The sequence below is a fragment of the Massilibacterium senegalense genome, from assembly GCF_001375675.1.
GTDB lineage: Bacteria > Bacillota > Bacilli > Bacillales > Massilibacteriaceae > Massilibacterium > Massilibacterium senegalense.
In genome coordinates this window covers 1,694,874-1,711,410 of sequence record NZ_LN831786.1, presented here as the reverse complement: position 1 = coordinate 1,711,410, position 16,537 = coordinate 1,694,874, and the positions used below count along the sequence as shown (strand labels likewise).

Here is a 16,537-nt window from a genome sequence, read left to right as displayed (position 1 = left end):
TAAAAGAAAAGAAGAAAAAGTACAAACAAAACAAGTTCCATACAGCTAACTGGGATTATGATGAAGAAATGGACGTGTATACTTGTCCAAACCAACAAAAACTTGTATTTAAATACCGTTCTGTGCGAACAAATCCATTAGGTTTCAAGCGTGAGTTTAAAGTTTATGAGTGTGAAGATTGTTCCAGTTGCCCACTTCGTTCATCTTGTACAAAAGCAAAAGAAGGAAATAACCGAAAATTAATGGTGAATGAAAAATGGGAACAGCAAAAAGAATATGTGAGAGCGAAGCTTTCAGAAGAAAAAACAGGGGCTATTTATCGTCAACGTAAGATTGACGTCGAACCAGTTTTTGGATTATTGAAGGCTAATTTGCGTTTCACTCGATTTTCTGTCCGAGGAAAATCGAAGGTTGAAAATGAAATGGGTCTTGCATTAATGGCCGTGAATATGCGGAAATTCACGGCCATTAACTAAAAGATATAAAGATTCATATAAAAAAATAGCAAAAAGTGAAATTGAGCTCACTCAATTTCACTTTTTGCATTGTTTGAAGCTAGTTATGTCCCAGCCTCTTTTTTTGATAAAAAGAAAAACACACGTTCTTATCCATCGCTTTCTCTTCCAACGCTATGCTATAATAAACATACTTCAACCAGTACGTGAAAGGAGTTTATTCCATGGAACATTACCCTTTTCAACTGCAATCGAAATACAGTCCACAAGGCGATCAGCCGTCTGCGATTAAAGAACTCGTGGAAGGGATTCATGCAGGGAAAAAGCATCAAACATTGCTCGGGGCAACGGGGACGGGGAAAACATTCACCATTTCTAATGTCATTCAACAAGTCAATAAGCCAACGCTTGTTATTGCCCATAATAAAACGCTTGCTGGGCAATTATACAATGAATTTAAAGAATTTTTCCCGAACAATGCGGTTGAATATTTTGTCAGTTATTACGATTACTATCAACCGGAGGCGTATGTGCCACAAACGGATACATATATTGAAAAAGATGCGAGTATTAATGATGAGATTGATAAGTTGCGTCACTCGGCGACTAGTTCGTTGTTTGAGCGGGATGATGTCATTATTATTGCGAGTGTGTCGTGTATTTACGGGTTAGGTTCACCGGAAGAGTATCGGGAATTGGTTGTGTCGCTGCGTGTTGGGATGGAAAAAGAGCGGGATGCATTGCTTCGTGATTTAGTGGACATTCAATATGAACGAAATGATATTGATTTTAGACGTGGGACGTTCCGTGTTCGCGGGGATGTTGTTGAGATTTTCCAAGCGTCACGCGATGATTTATGTATTCGTGTTGAGTTTTTTGGAGACGAGATTGATCGGATTACGGAAGTGAATGCGTTAACGGGAGAGATTTTAGGAGAGTTAAAGCATGTCGCTATTTTCCCAGCTTCTCACTTCGTTACGCGGGAAGAAAAGATGAAAATTGCGATTGAAAATATTGAAAAGGAATTGGAAGAACGGCTTGCGGTGTTGCGTGAGAATAATCAATTGTTAGAAGCACAACGGTTAGAACAACGGACGCGTTATGATTTAGAGATGATGCGGGAAGTTGGTTTTTGTTCTGGGATTGAAAACTATTCGCGTCATTTAACGCTTCGTCCAGCAGGTGCGACACCTTATACGTTGCTTGATTATTTTCCAGAAGACTTTTTAATTGTCATTGACGAGTCGCACGTTACATTGCCGCAAATTCGCGGGATGTATAACGGGGACCAGGCGCGTAAAGGGGTGCTTGTCGACCATGGGTTCCGTTTGCCATCGGCGCTTGATAACCGGCCGTTAAAGTTTGAAGAATTTGAAGACCATATTCATCAAATTGTGTACGTTTCGGCGACGCCAGGTCCGTATGAAATCGAACATACGCCGAAGATGGTGGAACAAATTATTCGTCCGACTGGTCTATTAGATCCGATTATTGACGTGCGTCCAATTGACGGACAAATTGATAATTTAATCGATGAAATCCGCGATCGAATTGACAAACAAGAGCGTGTGTTAGTGACAACGTTAACGAAAAAAATGTCGGAAGATTTAACGGATTACTTAAAAGAGCTTGATATTAAAGTGCAATATTTGCATTCGGAAGTAAAAACGTTAGAGCGGATTGAAATTATTCGTGATTTACGTCTCGGCAAATATGACGTGTTAGTAGGCATTAACTTATTGCGAGAAGGGCTCGATATTCCAGAAGTGTCGCTTGTGGCGATTTTAGATGCGGATAAGGAAGGTTTTTTACGTTCGGAACGTTCATTAATCCAGATAATCGGTCGGGCTGCTCGGAATGCGAACGGTCGCGTGATTATGTATGCCGATAAAGTGACGAATTCGATGGAAATTGCGATGACAGAAACGAACCGTCGTCGCGCCATCCAAGAAGCGTATAACGAAAAGCACGGCATTACGCCGACAACGATTCAAAAAGAAATTCATGACGTCATTCGGGCGACGTACGAAGCGGAAGAAGAAGGTACGTTAGAAGAAGTAGCAAGTCAACCGATGACGAAAGAACAACGAGAAGCGATGATCGAAGAAATCGAACGCGACATGCATCAAGCTGCGGCAGATTTAAACTTTGAAAAGGCAGCGCAATTGCGGGATGTTTTATTAAAATTAAAAGAGGAACAGTCATGATGGAACGATGCATCATGGCTTTTCTTGTTTAAAGCTACTTTTATTTGGTATAATGGAACGTATATTCGCTTTTCATATGAATAGTGATTTTAGAACGATTCCTTTACAATAAAGAGTAGAGTTAATTTACCGAAATGAGGATAGGTGAAACGGATGACGAAGGAATACATTCATGTAAAAGGTGCACGTGAAAATAACCTAAAAAATATCGATGTACAAATTCCACGCAATGAATTAGTCGTGTTAACAGGATTGTCAGGTTCGGGGAAATCGTCCTTAGCTTTTGATACGATTTATGCAGAAGGGCAACGGCGTTATGTGGAGTCGTTGTCTGCATACGCTCGTCAATTTTTAGGACAAATGGATAAACCAGATGTCGATGCGATTGAAGGATTGTCGCCAGCGATTTCGATTGACCAAAAAACAACGAGTCGAAATCCACGTTCGACCGTCGGAACAGTAACGGAAATTGCCGACTATTTGCGACTTTTATATGCGCGCATTGGACGAGTTGTTTGTCCAGAGCACGGCAACGAAATACATTCGCAAACGATTGAACAAATGGTGGACCGTATTTTAGAATTTCCGGAACGGACGAAACTGCAAATTTTAGCTCCGGTCGTAAAAGGGAGAAAAGGAATGCACGTAAAAGTGCTGGATGAAATGAAAAAAGCGGGCTACGTTCGTGTCCGGGTGGACGGAGAAATGCGAGAACTATCGGAAGAAATCGAACTGGAGAAAAACAAAAAGCATTCGATTGAAGTCGTCATTGACCGGATTGTCGTAAAAGAGGGAATCGAATCACGGTTAGCCGATTCTATCGAAACAGCACTGGAATTAGCGGAAGGACAAGTGTTAATAGATGTTATCGGTGGAGAAGAGATGTTATTTAGTGAACACCATGCTTGTCCACATTGTGGATTTACCGTTGGGGAATTAGAACCGCGGATGTTTTCCTTTAATAGTCCATTTGGTGCTTGTCCTTCTTGTGATGGTCTTGGGGTGAAGTTAGAGGTTGATTTAGATTTAGTCATTCCAGATTGGGAGAAAGCGTTAGAAGAAGATGCGCTTGCAGCTTGGGCGCCGACTAGTTCTCAATATTATCCCCAGCTGTTAGCGTCGGTTTGTGACCATTACAACATTCCGATGGACGTGCCGGTGAAAGATATTCCGAAAGAAAAAATGGATAAAATTTTATACGGTAGTGGCACGGATAAAGTTTATTTTCGTTATGAAAACGATTTTGGGCAAATTCGCGAAAATTATATTCATTTTGAAGGAGTTATTGCCAATATTGAACGTCGTTTTCATGAAACAAGTTCTGATTATGTGCGCGAACAAATGGAACAATACATGGCGCAAAAAAAATGTCCAACGTGTAAAGGGCATCGGTTGAAAAAAGAAAGTTTAGCTGTTTTTATAGGTGGCAAACATATCGGAGAAGTGAATGATTTTTCGATTGAAGATGCACTTACTTTCTTTAATACCTTACAATTAACCGAAAAAGAAACGATAATTGCGCGATTAATTTTACGAGAAATTATCGATCGATTAACGTTTTTAAAAAATGTTGGATTAGAATATTTAACGTTAAGCCGTTCTGCTGGGACGCTGTCAGGTGGAGAAGCGCAACGGATTCGATTAGCGACCCAAATTGGCTCGAAATTAATGGGTGTGTTGTATGTGTTAGACGAACCTTCGATTGGACTACATCAACGAGATAACGATCGACTGATCGACACGTTAAAAGAAATGCGCGATCTTGGCAATACGTTAATTGTTGTCGAACATGATGAAGATACGATGCTAGCAGCCGATTACATCATCGACATCGGACCGGGAGCAGGGGCGCATGGTGGACTTGTGACAGCACAAGGGACACCGAAAGAATTAATGGCAAACGATGCTTCGTTAACGGGAAGCTATTTATCTGGGAAAAAATTTATCCCCCTTCCGACAGAACGAAAACAACCAGACGGACGTTTTATCGAAATTATCGGGGCGAAACAAAATAATTTAAAAAATGTCAAAGTAAAAATTCCACTCGGATTATTTATCGGGGTAACAGGTGTCTCTGGTTCTGGAAAAAGTACGCTCATTAACGAAATTTTATATAAAACATTAGCACAAACATTACATCGTGCGAAAGAACGCCCAGGACAATATAAAGAAATCAAAGGGATAGAACAGTTAGAAAAAGTAATTGATATTGACCAATCCCCAATTGGTCGTACACCGCGCTCGAACCCAGCAACATATACAGGTGTATTTGATGACATTCGCGACGTGTTTGCGCAAACGAACGAAGCAAAAATGCGTGGGTATAAAAAAGGCCGCTTTAGTTTTAACGTCAAAGGTGGACGTTGCGAAGCGTGTCGCGGGGACGGAATTATTAAAATCGAAATGCACTTTTTACCGGACGTTTATGTTCCGTGTGAAGTGTGTCACGGAAAACGATACAACCGGGAAACGCTTGACGTGACGTATAAAGGAAAAAATATTTCCGAAGTGCTCGAAATGACCGTCGAAGAAGCGCTCGTATTTTTCGAAAACATCCCAAAAATAAAACGAAAACTACAAACAATTTATGACGTCGGGCTTGGGTATATTAAACTCGGCCAACCAGCAACGACATTATCGGGCGGGGAAGCGCAACGTGTGAAACTGGCCAGCGAATTACACCGCCGCTCGAACGGAAAAACACTGTACATTTTAGATGAACCAACGACTGGTCTTCACGTAGATGACATTGCTCGGTTATTAAAAGTTCTCGAACGACTCGTCGAACAAGGCGACACTGTGTTAGTCATTGAACATAATTTGGATGTCATTAAAACAGTCGATTACATGATCGACCTTGGACCAGAAGGCGGTGTCAAAGGTGGACAAATCATCGCAACCGGAACACCAGAAGAAGTCGCAACGGTAGAAGGTTCGTTTACTGGAAAATATTTAGCACCTATTTTAGAACGAGATAAAAAACGGATGGAAGAAAAAATTGCGCAAATAGAAAAGTAAATCTACTAGCTGTCTATTGAGAAAAAAATAGGCAGCTTTTTCTTGTAGTTTTCATAAAAATGATTTCCCTATGGAAAACTATAACTTATACGTATCGCTTATAAGTTTCTTTAAAGAAAAACCGGAGAAAATCAAATTTGATTTTCTCCGGTTCCTTTATTTTATAATAAGTTCTTTATGATAGCTTTTACCAATACTAGCTGACCAATGTGGATTTGAAGGTTCTCCATAACCTTCTTTCACCTTCACTTCAATTCCTTTATTTTGAAAAGCCTTGATAATTTCCTTCATTTGTTCTTGATTGGGTTTTGTTATACCTATATTTTTAGCCATAAAAATCCCCTCTTTCTACATCTTAATTATACTCACTCCCGGGTATACTATCAATAAGCAATTGTCTAAACTCTTCTCCGATCCCTTTAATATTTAACGCTGGTTCATCTGTTTCATGGATAAACTTGCTAATGGTAATTAAAAAAATATGCGATTCTCCTCTTACCTTTATTTTTTGAGTAAGATATATTCTCCCATCTTTATCACTAATATCCCCAAATTTTGTAGGAATATAATTAAAGGTGAAAAATTCTGCTTTGTTTAAAATTCCTCGCATTATCCCAGTTTTCATTCTTTTTCTGATGATAGCTTCTACTTCATGATTTTGTAAAATTTTATTATTTTCTTCTAACCCCAATGCTTCTAAGCCTAAAATAATAAAGGAAAATTTTATAGCATGGAGATCAGAAACTTGTTCCTTATATGTCACTTCATCGTTTAGTGTATCAACTAATTGAATGATAAATTCAAACATGGGCATTTTATCTTTAGCTAAATAAAATAAAGCGTCATAATAATTAAAAAACAAAGAGGTAGGAATATAATAGTATGTTTGAAGCATGCTATTTTGTTCTTCACGTTCATCAATAAATCCTTGAACATAATTAACTTTTATTATCGTTGTTTCTGTTTTTTGTACAATAGTATGTTGTATGTTGTACTTATATAACTGAGTCGAGATGACATAGGCATGCTTTTCAGTAAATGCCCTCATGACATCATGCATTACTTCCTTTAATTGAAAACGGTTTAGCCTTTTATAATGATCTAACAGTCCTGCTGTTTTATTCTTTATATCTTCTTCATAGTGTGCTATAAGTTGGTCCTTATTCTTAATTTCAGTATTTAATTTATCTGTAATCATTCCTATTAATAAAATAGTAATATACAAAAGAATAAAAAGTTCACCGTAAGTGAGTCCTGTCTTTACGAAAATGGTCACTTTTTTTGGTAAAATACCTGTGGCGGAAGTTGCAATAAATGCCAAAAGTGGTCCTAAATATATTAGCCATACTTTTGGAGTCATCTGATCCCATCCTATTCTCTACTTTTTGACTTTACTGAGTAAAACATGTGAAGCTAATAATGTTCTTTTTGAGATGATCTATTATAGATAACGTAAAAAAATTATTCAAAAAAGTGTCGAATTTTATTTTTGGAAAACTCCAACCATTCTTCCAATGAGTAATCCATCATTTTATAATTTGGATCAATAGATGACAAATACCTTCCATAATCAATTATTTTAATCGTATGTTTTTCAAGATTCAAAAAGACATGTTCTTTTTGGACATCTTGTGGAACCCATCCCTGATAAATACAAGCACAATAATGTTCATGTAGGGCTAGAAGCAGCCATTCTTTTACCGTTTGCTCTTCTTCTGCTGATAAATTACTCCACAGTGTTCCGCCACAACGCTCCATGATAACAAATACATTTCGTTTATACTCATACAATTTCGGAACAGAAGGAATCCCTTGTAAATCTAGTAATGGATTATAATCATAGGTTACTCGGTAAAAAGGATCTTGATATTGCCGCGTATTAAAAAACTTCGTCACCGTTTCGTCATCAATAAAAATCTTTGCGTTTCCTGTCGGAAAAGTCATGTTGCAACGCCTCTTTTCACTAAAACTACTTTATAAAAAAGCATATCATACACTCCAAGCCATTCCCTTGTTTCCATAATTTTTGATTAAACAATCGGTAATCGGGAATATCAATATTACTGAAACGTTTTCACTTCTTGTTTCGTAATAAGTAGTAACAACAAAAAGAGGGTGGATGTTAGATGAATGAAAATCGTATTTTAGCGGCGATTGGTTATTTTGGGATTATTTTTGTTCCTGTTCTTTTTCCGCTGATTATTTTTTTCGTGAGCATGGATGAAAAAGTAAAAAAACATGCAAAAACGGCTATGATTACACAAATTGTCCCGTTTTTGTTTTGGGTTATTGCCGTTATTTTCATTTTTGTGTCCGGCCTTGGAACGCTCATTGCTGGAGATACGGGAGAAGCGTTTGGATTTATCTTTTTAACAGCAATTGGATTAGGGTTACTTATTAACCTTTCATTATATGTGTACAATATTATTAAAGGTGTGCTCGTTATTTTCCAAAAAGAATGGTAAAGGTGGAGGTACAGATGGAAAAGCAAAAAAAAGAAATTTTACGCATGTTAGAATCAGGTGTCATTACGACAGATGAAGCGTTAAAATTGTTAGAAGCGATGAATGATGCAGAGAAAATAGAAAATACCAAAGAAGAAACGATGGAACAATCGTTATCGACACGTGTGTTATTTGATGAAGAAGAGAAAAAAGTGTATCATGAGCAATCAACGGTTGGGAAAGTATCCGGTTTTATTCAAAATGCGTTGAATAAACTATCTAAAATGGATTTTAATTTTACGAGTAGCGTGGACTTTACACATATTTTTTCGTTTCCAGCAGCGGATGTAATGGGGATGAATATTGATTTATTTAACGGAAGTGTCAACATTGCCCCACACCATCAAGACGAAGTTCGTATAGAATGTAAAGTGAAAGTGTATAAACAAAAAGATCTAGAAGAAGCACGGAAAATATTTTTAGACGAAGTCCGTGCCGATGTAAAAGATCGTGTGCTTCGAGTTGGTTCTAATTATAAATGGTTAAAGCTTGATACGGTCGTCTATGTTCCAAAACATACGTATGATGTGGCACGATTACGTTTGTTTAATGGTTCTATTCGTATAGAAGAACTATCCTTTGGAAAAATAGTTGGGAAAACGGCGAATGGAAATGTGTATCTAAACAACATAATAGCGGATGATTGTAACATGGAAACGGCTAACGGAAAAATTGAAATAATCCAATCAGAAGGAAAAAAATGCGAGTTAGAAACGGTGAACGGAAAAATTGACGTGCAAGGAGCATTTGAATCGGTAGAAGCAGAATCCGTTACTTCCGGCATTATCGTTACCGTTACTAAACCGCTTGAAAGCAAAGTAAGTCTCAAATCGGCTACTGGTAATATCGAATGTTTGGTGCCGCGCGGGATAAAAGTGAACGGGGAACTAGAAACAAATTTTGGTGGCTTTACATGTGACTTAGAGGCGTTTGAAGTGTTAACAGAACAACGAGAAAAACTACAAAAAGAAATGAAATTCCAAACGAATCGCGAGCATTTAACCGCTATTACATTAGAAGCAGAATCAAAGGCAGGATCTATTTTTGTGAAGCACAATGATTAAGAAAGTAGGGAAGTTTAATGATGTACGTGTTACAACTTGTGTTAAACGCGATATTTTTCATGGTAATGGCGTATTTGTTCCCAAACGTTATCCATGTTAGTAGTTTTGGAGCCGCACTTTTAGCAGCCATTATTATTTCCATTTTAAATATTTTCTTACGACCAATTTTAGTTATTTTAACGTTACCTTTAACGTTTTTAACACTCGGTTTATTTTTATTAGTGATTAATGCGGTCATGTTGCAATTTGCAGATTTTATTATGGGAAATGCTTTCAACATTGACGGATTTACGATTATCTTCTTTATGGCGATTGCACTATCTTTATGGAATATTTTAATTCAAAATTTAATCTTAGACCCATACTATGAAAAGAAAATGAGATAAATGATAGAGACACTTGTCTCTATTTTTTTTTGCGAAAAAATAAGTAAGTTCATTCTCCTTTCGAATCATGGTAAAATAATGTCTATAGTCTAAGCAAGGTTGTGATGATAGAATGGTAAAAGTTCGCACGAGCGATGTCATTAATAAATTTCAATTAGAATTAATTTGTGGCGAAGAAGGGATTAATCGTCCAATCGTGACGTCTGATCTTTCTCGTCCAGGTATTGAAATGGCCGGGTATTTTAATTATTATCCGTCTGACCGAATGCAGTTACTTGGAAAAACAGAGCTAAGCTTTTTTAATGAATTGTCAAAAGAACAGCGCAGTGAACGCGCCTTAAAATTATGTACGGATATTACGCCTGGTTTTATCGTTTGTCGTAATCTCGATATTCCAGAAGAATTTGTGGAAGCGAGTCGGTATACAGGAACGCCGTTAATACGTTCTGCGATGAAAACAACACGGTTAAGCAGTCATTTAACGAATTATTTAGAAAGCCAATTAGCCCCTACGACTGCTATTCATGGTGTGTTAGTAGATATTTACGGAATTGGTGTTTTAATTACTGGACAAAGTGGAGTCGGGAAAAGTGAAACGGCACTTGAACTTGTGAAACGAGGGCATCGTTTAGTTGCCGATGATTGTGTCGAAATTCGTCAAGAAGATGATCGCTTATTCGGAACACCACCAGAATTGATTCAACACTTATTAGAAATTCGCGGGTTAGGAATTATTAACGTCATGACCCTGTTTGGGGCAGGGGCGGTTCGTTCGTATAAAAAGATTTCGCTTGTCATTCATTTAGAAACGTGGGATCCGAATAAAGTATATGACCGGGTTGGTCTAGATGAAGAAACGATGCGTATTATTGATGTGGATTTATTAAAATTAACAATTCCAGTTCGACCGGGGCGAAACTTAGCGGTTATCGTGGAAGTGGCTGCGATGAATTTTCGCTTAAAACGAATGGGGATTAACGCAGCCGAGCAATTTAGTGAAAAACTATCCAATGCGATTGACGATTATGATTTAGATGATTAAAGGGGGGATGATTCGATGAATGAAGCGATTCAGCCGCTTGACCGAGTAGCCATCGCAGTTGGTCCATTTACGGTTTATTGGTATGGCATTATTATTGGGGCAGCGGTACTTATTGCATTATCACTTGCGGTACGGGAAGGAAAACGACAAAACTTAGGAAAAGACGTCTTTGTCGATTTGTTACTATATGCGATTCCTGTGGCGATTATTTGTGCCCGCATTTATTATGTGGCGTTTGAGTGGGATTATTACAAAGGAAATCCCGGAGAGATTATCAAAGTTTGGCACGGTGGGATTGCGATTCATGGAGCATTAATCGGTGCGGTGATTACAGCAATTATTTTTGCGAAAAAACGACAGTTATCTTTTTGGAAAATAGCTGATATCGCAGCGCCAAGTCTTATTTTAGCGCAAGCCATCGGACGTTGGGGAAACTTTATGAACCAAGAAGCGCACGGCGGAGAAGTGACCCGTGCTTTTCTAGAAAACCTTCACTTACCAACATTTATTGTGAACCAAATGTATATCAATGGCGCATATTATCATCCTACTTTTTTATATGAATCGGTTTGGAATGTACTTGGATTTTTCCTTTTACTCGCTTTACGTAAAGGAAATCTTCGCCGTGGTCAATTGTTTTTATCTTACGTCATTTGGTACTCCATCGGTCGTTTCTTTATCGAAGGATTACGGACGGATAGTTTAATGTTGACGGAATCGTTGCGGATGGCGCAAGTGATTTCATTCGGTTTAATAGCAATAGCGGTTTTCCTTTGGATATATCGAAATAAAAAAGGTTTCGCGAATAAACGATACGAAGATGCATAATCATAATAAATAGGGAGCGGTTGGGACATGAAAAAAGATACTATTTTGTTTGATCTAGATGGAACGCTCATTAATACGAACGAATTAATCATTTCTTCTTTTCTATATACGTTACATCATTATTTTCCGAATCAATATAAACGCGAAGATGTGATTCCGTTTATCGGACCACCATTGATTGATAGCTTTAAATCAGTCGACAGTGAACGGTATGAAGAAATGGTGCAAATGTATCGCAAACATAATACAGAAAACCATGATACATTAGTCATGGAATATGAAGGTGTATTTGAAACAGTCGAACATTTAAAAGCGGAAGGCTATCAGTTGGCCGTTGTGACAACGAAAATGCGTCCAACCGTAGAACAAGGTTTGAATTTGACAAAATTAAATCAGTTTTTTGATGTAGTCGTGACGTATAATGATGTAGAGAACGTGAAACCACATCCAGAACCTTTGTATAAGGCGCTACGTCAATTAGGTTCATCGACAGAAAGAGCAATTATGGTCGGAGATAGTCAATATGATATTTTAGCAGGAAAGAATGCCGGGGTAACAACGATTGGTGTTGGGTACTCGATTAAAGGTCGGGACTTTATTCAAAAGCAACAACCAGATTTTATTATCGACAAGATGCCTGAATTAATCGAGGTTGCGAAGCAGTTGAAGGAGGAATAGTCCTTGCGTCGTCGAACAACAAAGGTTAAAGTAGAAGGGGCCAATTCTCTTTGGCAAGTGTACCGAACCGTTCCATTTTTACGAGTATTTAAAAATACACTCGTCATTATCGTGGCTCGCTACACGCCTTTTATGCGGTTAAAAAACTGGCTGTACCGTTTCTTTTTAAAAATAGAAATCGGAGACCGAACAGCCATTGCTTTTTTAGTGATGATGGATATTTTATATCCTGAAAAAATAAAGATCGGCAAAAATTCAATTATTGGGTACAATACGACGGTATTAGCTCATGAATACTTAATTGACGAGTATCGAATTGGGGATGTAGAAATTGGGGATGAAGTGATGATTGGAGCCAATTCGATTATTTTACCAGGCATTAAAATTGGCAATCGTGCTGTTATTTCTGCTGGAACACTTGTGAATCAGGATGTCCCTGAAGGCGCTTTTGTTTTTGGGAATCCGATGCAAATCAAACACCGCGAATATAAACAAACAGAACGGGGAGAAATAGAATGAGTCATTCTTCTAAATTAATTCAAGTCGTTGAGTTGTTATTCGTAATTAGCATCTTAATTTATATCGCAAGTTTTATCGGCGGTGGTCTACTAAGTGCTTTTTATTCCTTTGTTTTTACGATCATTATCGGGTTTGTGACAACTGCTATTACGTATATGAAACGATCAAGAGCTGTTTCGCTAGTGAATGTTTTTGTGTTACTTGGACTGGTCATCCATGGCATTAACTTCGCGATTCCTCTTGTATTTTAAAAGAAAAGGCAAACATGTTGAAAATATCACATGTTTGCCTTTTTGTTTTACAAAATTTCCGAACGAGAAAGTCCATGCAGGGCATTAGCCCGTTTTTAGATAGAGGTCAAATGCGATGTATATCTAAAATACCGAAAGTATGTTCTGTATAAGAAACATTTAAAATGATACACTATTCCTATAGACAAGTAAAAGTCTCTAAAACAATCTCGTTCTTTAAAAATTGGATATCGTATAAGGTTCAATCGCCTAATACATGCAATCGGTAAAACGATATGTGTCGCCAAGAACAAGAAGCCAAAACACCACACACGAAAAAAACTGTACGCTATGGTAATAGTAGCGTAGCCATATCTGCTATATGCACTGGATATGGAAGAGTGATGAGACACCCTCATTTTAAAGGTTGTTTAAAATAGAAATGGACTGCGAACGTAAAATCATTTAAGAATCCCACCCGTCACGGCTTGCGACTTTGGTCGTGGGAGTCTCAAATTAAATAAAATCCGATTCCGATAATAATATAGCTTGCAAGTAACGTCGCTCCTTCAAACCAGTTCGTATCGCCATCAATCGTAATCATAATCGTAATAAGGACGGCCACAATCATCGCAACAAGCTCTGGCCACGTGAACACTAACGGCATTTGTGTTGGGAGAAATAATGAAATTAATACGAGCACTGGCGCGACGAACATTGCAATTTGTAGCGTCGAACCAATCGCAATTTCTACCGCAACGTTCATTTTATTTTTGTACGCCATTAAAATCGCAGAAGCATGTTCTGCTGCGTTCCCAACAATAGCCACGATAATAATCCCGATAAACAATTCGCTCCAACCGAATTTTGCGCCAACGTAGCCAAATGTATGTACGAGCTGCTCACTGACAAACGCAACGGCAAGTGTTGCAAGTAATAAGACGAAAATCGAACGTTTTTTGCCCCATTCCGGTGTCTCATCTTCTTGTTGCGTTGCATCTTCGGTATTATAAACCCCGCGGTGCGTCACTAATTTAAAGAAAAGCGCCGCTAAATAAAGCACAATCATCACGAGTGAAATACTAACACTTAACGTCATCGTTTTATCTTCTGTCATATGACGGGAAAAAACCTCTGGTACAACAAACGCGACGATAATTGCAAAAATTAACAATCCGGCGTTATGGCTCGCGTCGTGAATATCAAATTTTTGCCGTTTAAATTTTAATCCACCAATAAAAAACGATAATCCGCCAACGAGCAATAAGTTCCCAATAACAGAACCTGTTAATGAAGCAAGTACAACCGAAATAAGCCCTGCTTTTAACGCAAAAATAGAAATAATTAATTCTACGGCATTTCCGAACGTTGCATTCAGTAGCCCACCAATCCTTGGACCGACAACAATTGCTAAACTTTCAGTTGCCCGCCCCATATAAGAAGCTAGGGCAATAATCGTTAAACAGTAAATGATAAACATGAGCACAGGTGACCAATGAAGAAAGCTCCCTGCAACAGAAAGCGGAAGACCAAGGGCAATCATAATAAAAAAGACTTTTTCCATCGAAACCGTTCATCCTCTCGCCATTTTTCTCTTTAGTAAAGAACATACCCTTCTTTTATCTATTTTAAAAATCTTTTTTCTATGCATTGAAAATATTTCAAATCTCATAAATTCGGGTAATGTTAAGTATACCCGTTGACTATCTGCCAAAAAGAGTGTAAAATATTCAACAATAACTTTAACTTGTTAGCACATTAGCGAACTAAAGTACGGAGTGTGAAAATCATGACAAAACCATTTATGTTTGAAAAACCGATTGGGATGAGAGATACGCTTCCTTCCTTATATGAAGCAAAAAAACACGTGCGGGAACGCATACAAGAGGAGATTTATCATTGGGGCTATCAATTTTTAGAAACACCAACGCTTGAATTTTATGACACTGTTGGTTCTGCTTCTGCAACGCTTGACCAGCAATTATTTAAATTATTAGACCAACAAGGAAATACGTTAGTCCTTCGTCCAGATATGACGTCTCCAATTGCTCGGGTCGCAGCATCCCGTTTAAAAGATGTGACATATCCATTACGGCTTGCGTATGATTCACACTTATTCCGTGCCCAACAGCGTGAAGGTGGACGCCCGGCAGAGTTTGAACAAGTTGGGGTCGAATGTATCGGGGATGCTTCTGCAAGTGCCGATGCAGAAGTGATTGCGTTAATGGTAAGTGTGTTGCAAAAAGCTGGTTTACAAACATTTCGTGTAGCAGTTGGCCATGTTGGCTTTGTTACCGCTTATTTGCAAGAAATTTTAGGAAGTAAAGAACGGGCAAGTGTCTTGCAACGTTATTTATATGAAAAAAATTACGTCGGCTTTCGAAACCACGTCAAACAACTTCCTTTATCATCGATTGATGAAAAACGTTTGTTAGCGATGCTTGATTTACGCGGTGGAAAAGAAGCGATTGAACAAGCACACCAGCTAGCGCAATCGAAGGAAACAAAAGCGATGGTAGAAGAAGTACAACGTGTGTGGGAAGTATTAGAAGATTACGACGTAACCGAATATATGACGATTGATTTTAATCTCGTGAGTCACATGAGCTACTATACCGGCATTGTGTTTGAAGGATTTGCTGACCATTTAGGATTCCCATTAGCTAGCGGTGGTCGTTACGATGAGTTGTTACATAAATTTGATCGCCCAGCAGCAGCAACCGGATTTGGTATCCGTTTAGATCGGTTAATGGAATCGTTAAAAGTGACTGCTAATACAAAAGCAATGGAATGTATTATTTTTAGCGACGAACGGAGAAAAGAAGCGATTCAATTAGCAAAAGAAAAGCGAGAAGCGGGTGTGTATACCGTCTTACAAAACTTTTCAGGAATTGAAGATGTCGATGCTTTAACAGAACGGTATGACCAAGTGACGTATTGTATCGGGAAAGCGGGGAGTGTGAATAGTCGATGAAGGAATGTTTAACAGTAGCGATGCCTAAAGGGCGTATTTTTGAAGAAGCAGTCGTGTTATTACGGGAAGCAGGATACGATTTACCACCAGAATTCGACGAATCTAGAAAACTCATCGTCGACATTGACAATGAAAACATGCGGTTCATTTTAGCAAAACCGACAGATGTACCAACGTATGTAGAATACGGGGTAGCTGATATTGGGATTGCTGGAAAAGATACGATGCTTGAAGAAGACCGCGACGTGTACGAAGTGTTAGATTTAAAAATTAGCCCGTGCCACATGGCCGTTGCTGGACTTCCAAATAAAGAAATGTCTAGTGTGGCACCGAAAATTGCCACGAAATATCCATCGATTGCTTCTAGCTATTTCCGTGCAAAAGGCGAGCAAGTGGAAATTATTAAATTAAACGGGTCGATTGAATTAGCGCCATTAATTGGACTAGCGGACCGAATCGTCGACATCGTATCCACTGGACGGACGTTAAAAGAAAATGGACTCGTAGAATATGAACATATTGTCGATGTAACCAGTCGTTTAATTGTGAACCCTGTTAGTTTCCGAATGAAAGCAAAAACGATTGATATGTTAGTAGAACGATTATCGAAAGTCGTAGAAGGGAATGAATAA

Annotated in this window: 17 protein-coding genes; 13 read left to right on the top strand and 4 right to left on the bottom strand. The window is 38.3% G+C overall.

Translation table 11 applies throughout. The annotated features are described in order from the left end of the window. From BN1372_RS11925 to uvrA, 3 genes are all read left to right on the top strand, one after another. A partial coding sequence (locus tag BN1372_RS11925; protein ID WP_147515406.1) for a transposase occupies positions 1-476 on the top strand: 476 nt, incomplete at its 5' end. Positions 477-679: 203 nt separating this feature from the next. Continuing rightward, entirely contained in the window at positions 680-2,662 is a 1,983-nt protein-coding gene (uvrB, locus tag BN1372_RS11920; RefSeq protein WP_062199765.1) for an excinuclease ABC subunit UvrB, read from the top strand. A 153-nt stretch (positions 2,663-2,815) separates the two neighbouring features. After that, the gene (gene uvrA, locus BN1372_RS11915) at positions 2,816-5,680 is read left to right on the top strand and encodes an excinuclease ABC subunit UvrA (protein WP_062199763.1); all 2,865 of its coding nucleotides are present in this window, start codon (positions 2,816-2,818) and stop codon (positions 5,678-5,680) included. Positions 5,681-5,836: 156 nt separating this feature from the next. Here uvrA and BN1372_RS15285 read toward each other — a convergent pair whose 3' ends face one another. The 3 genes from BN1372_RS15285 to BN1372_RS11905 form a co-directional block, all read right to left on the bottom strand. Further along, the gene (locus BN1372_RS15285; RefSeq protein ID WP_154662990.1) at positions 5,837-6,013 is read right to left on the bottom strand and encodes a hypothetical protein; all 177 of its coding nucleotides are present in this window, start codon (positions 6,011-6,013) and stop codon (positions 5,837-5,839) included. Between the two features lie 22 nt (positions 6,014-6,035). Beyond that, positions 6,036-7,040 (bottom strand): hypothetical protein, encoded by a 1,005-nt coding sequence (locus tag BN1372_RS11910; protein WP_062199761.1) that lies wholly within the window; start codon positions 7,038-7,040, stop codon positions 6,036-6,038. A gap of 101 nt (positions 7,041-7,141) precedes the next feature. Continuing rightward, complete coding sequence (locus BN1372_RS11905) at positions 7,142-7,624, bottom strand: protein kinase family protein (protein WP_062199759.1); 483 nt, start codon at positions 7,622-7,624, stop codon at positions 7,142-7,144. Positions 7,625-7,806: 182 nt separating this feature from the next. Here BN1372_RS11905 and BN1372_RS11900 point away from each other — a divergent pair, with 182 nt between their 5' ends. The 8 genes from BN1372_RS11900 (at position 7,807) to BN1372_RS11865 (ending at position 12,952) form a co-directional block, all read left to right on the top strand. Beyond that, complete coding sequence (locus BN1372_RS11900) at positions 7,807-8,145, top strand: magnetosome magnetite crystal formation protein family (RefSeq protein ID WP_062199757.1); 339 nt, start codon at positions 7,807-7,809, stop codon at positions 8,143-8,145. A gap of 14 nt (positions 8,146-8,159) precedes the next feature. Further along, positions 8,160-9,248 (top strand): DUF4097 family beta strand repeat-containing protein, encoded by a 1,089-nt coding sequence (locus BN1372_RS11895; protein ID WP_062199755.1) that lies wholly within the window; start codon positions 8,160-8,162, stop codon positions 9,246-9,248. Between the two features lie 17 nt (positions 9,249-9,265). Next, positions 9,266-9,634: a phage holin family protein gene (locus BN1372_RS11890; RefSeq protein ID WP_062199753.1), complete on the top strand. Its 369-nt coding sequence runs from the start codon at positions 9,266-9,268 to the stop codon at positions 9,632-9,634. Between the two features lie 112 nt (positions 9,635-9,746). After that, entirely contained in the window at positions 9,747-10,676 is a 930-nt protein-coding gene (hprK, locus tag BN1372_RS11885) for an HPr(Ser) kinase/phosphatase (RefSeq protein WP_062199751.1), read from the top strand. A gap of 15 nt (positions 10,677-10,691) precedes the next feature. Then, positions 10,692-11,504 (top strand): prolipoprotein diacylglyceryl transferase, encoded by an 813-nt coding sequence (lgt, locus tag BN1372_RS11880; RefSeq protein WP_062199749.1) that lies wholly within the window; start codon positions 10,692-10,694, stop codon positions 11,502-11,504. A gap of 27 nt (positions 11,505-11,531) precedes the next feature. Beyond that, entirely contained in the window at positions 11,532-12,182 is a 651-nt protein-coding gene (gene ppaX, locus BN1372_RS11875; protein ID WP_062199748.1) for a pyrophosphatase PpaX, read from the top strand. Positions 12,183-12,185: 3 nt separating this feature from the next. After that, a complete protein-coding gene (locus tag BN1372_RS11870) occupies positions 12,186-12,701 on the top strand; it encodes an acyltransferase (protein WP_062199746.1) in 516 nt (171 codons plus the stop codon). Beyond that, positions 12,698-12,952, top strand: a complete 255-nt coding sequence (locus BN1372_RS11865) for a hypothetical protein (RefSeq protein WP_062199744.1) — start codon at positions 12,698-12,700, stop codon at positions 12,950-12,952. The genes BN1372_RS11870 and BN1372_RS11865 overlap by 4 nt, the downstream gene beginning before the upstream one ends. 490 nt (positions 12,953-13,442) lie before the next feature. Here the strand turns inward: BN1372_RS11865 and cax are convergent, their stop codons facing one another. After that, on the bottom strand, positions 13,443-14,495 hold the full coding sequence (cax, locus tag BN1372_RS11860) for a calcium/proton exchanger (RefSeq protein ID WP_062199742.1): 1,053 nt from the start codon (positions 14,493-14,495) through the stop codon (positions 13,443-13,445). Positions 14,496-14,720: 225 nt separating this feature from the next. Here cax and BN1372_RS11855 point away from each other — a divergent pair, with 225 nt between their 5' ends. Continuing rightward, on the top strand, positions 14,721-15,905 hold the full coding sequence (locus BN1372_RS11855; RefSeq protein WP_062199740.1) for an ATP phosphoribosyltransferase regulatory subunit: 1,185 nt from the start codon (positions 14,721-14,723) through the stop codon (positions 15,903-15,905). Then, a complete protein-coding gene (gene hisG / locus BN1372_RS11850) occupies positions 15,902-16,537 on the top strand; it encodes an ATP phosphoribosyltransferase (protein ID WP_062199738.1) in 636 nt (211 codons plus the stop codon). Before BN1372_RS11855 ends, hisG begins: the two co-directional genes overlap by 4 nt.

Coding starts and splice junctions, on each gene's coding strand:
- uvrB (WP_062199765.1), top strand. CDS start 680: ATGGAACATTACCCTTTTCAACTGCAATCGAAATACAGTCCACAAGGC.
- uvrA (WP_062199763.1), top strand. CDS start 2,816: ATGACGAAGGAATACATTCATGTAAAAGGTGCACGTGAAAATAACCTA.
- BN1372_RS15285 (WP_154662990.1), bottom strand. CDS start 6,013: ATGGCTAAAAATATAGGTATAACAAAACCCAATCAAGAACAAATGAAG.
- BN1372_RS11910 (WP_062199761.1), bottom strand. CDS start 7,040: ATGACTCCAAAAGTATGGCTAATATATTTAGGACCACTTTTGGCATTT.
- BN1372_RS11905 (WP_062199759.1), bottom strand. CDS start 7,624: ATGACTTTTCCGACAGGAAACGCAAAGATTTTTATTGATGACGAAACG.
- BN1372_RS11900 (WP_062199757.1), top strand. CDS start 7,807: ATGAATGAAAATCGTATTTTAGCGGCGATTGGTTATTTTGGGATTATT.
- BN1372_RS11895 (WP_062199755.1), top strand. CDS start 8,160: ATGGAAAAGCAAAAAAAAGAAATTTTACGCATGTTAGAATCAGGTGTC.
- BN1372_RS11890 (WP_062199753.1), top strand. CDS start 9,266: ATGATGTACGTGTTACAACTTGTGTTAAACGCGATATTTTTCATGGTA.
- hprK (WP_062199751.1), top strand. CDS start 9,747: ATGGTAAAAGTTCGCACGAGCGATGTCATTAATAAATTTCAATTAGAA.
- lgt (WP_062199749.1), top strand. CDS start 10,692: ATGAATGAAGCGATTCAGCCGCTTGACCGAGTAGCCATCGCAGTTGGT.
- ppaX (WP_062199748.1), top strand. CDS start 11,532: ATGAAAAAAGATACTATTTTGTTTGATCTAGATGGAACGCTCATTAAT.
- BN1372_RS11865 (WP_062199744.1), top strand. CDS start 12,698: ATGAGTCATTCTTCTAAATTAATTCAAGTCGTTGAGTTGTTATTCGTA.
- cax (WP_062199742.1), bottom strand. CDS start 14,495: ATGGAAAAAGTCTTTTTTATTATGATTGCCCTTGGTCTTCCGCTTTCT.
- BN1372_RS11855 (WP_062199740.1), top strand. CDS start 14,721: ATGACAAAACCATTTATGTTTGAAAAACCGATTGGGATGAGAGATACG.
- hisG (WP_062199738.1), top strand. CDS start 15,902: ATGAAGGAATGTTTAACAGTAGCGATGCCTAAAGGGCGTATTTTTGAA.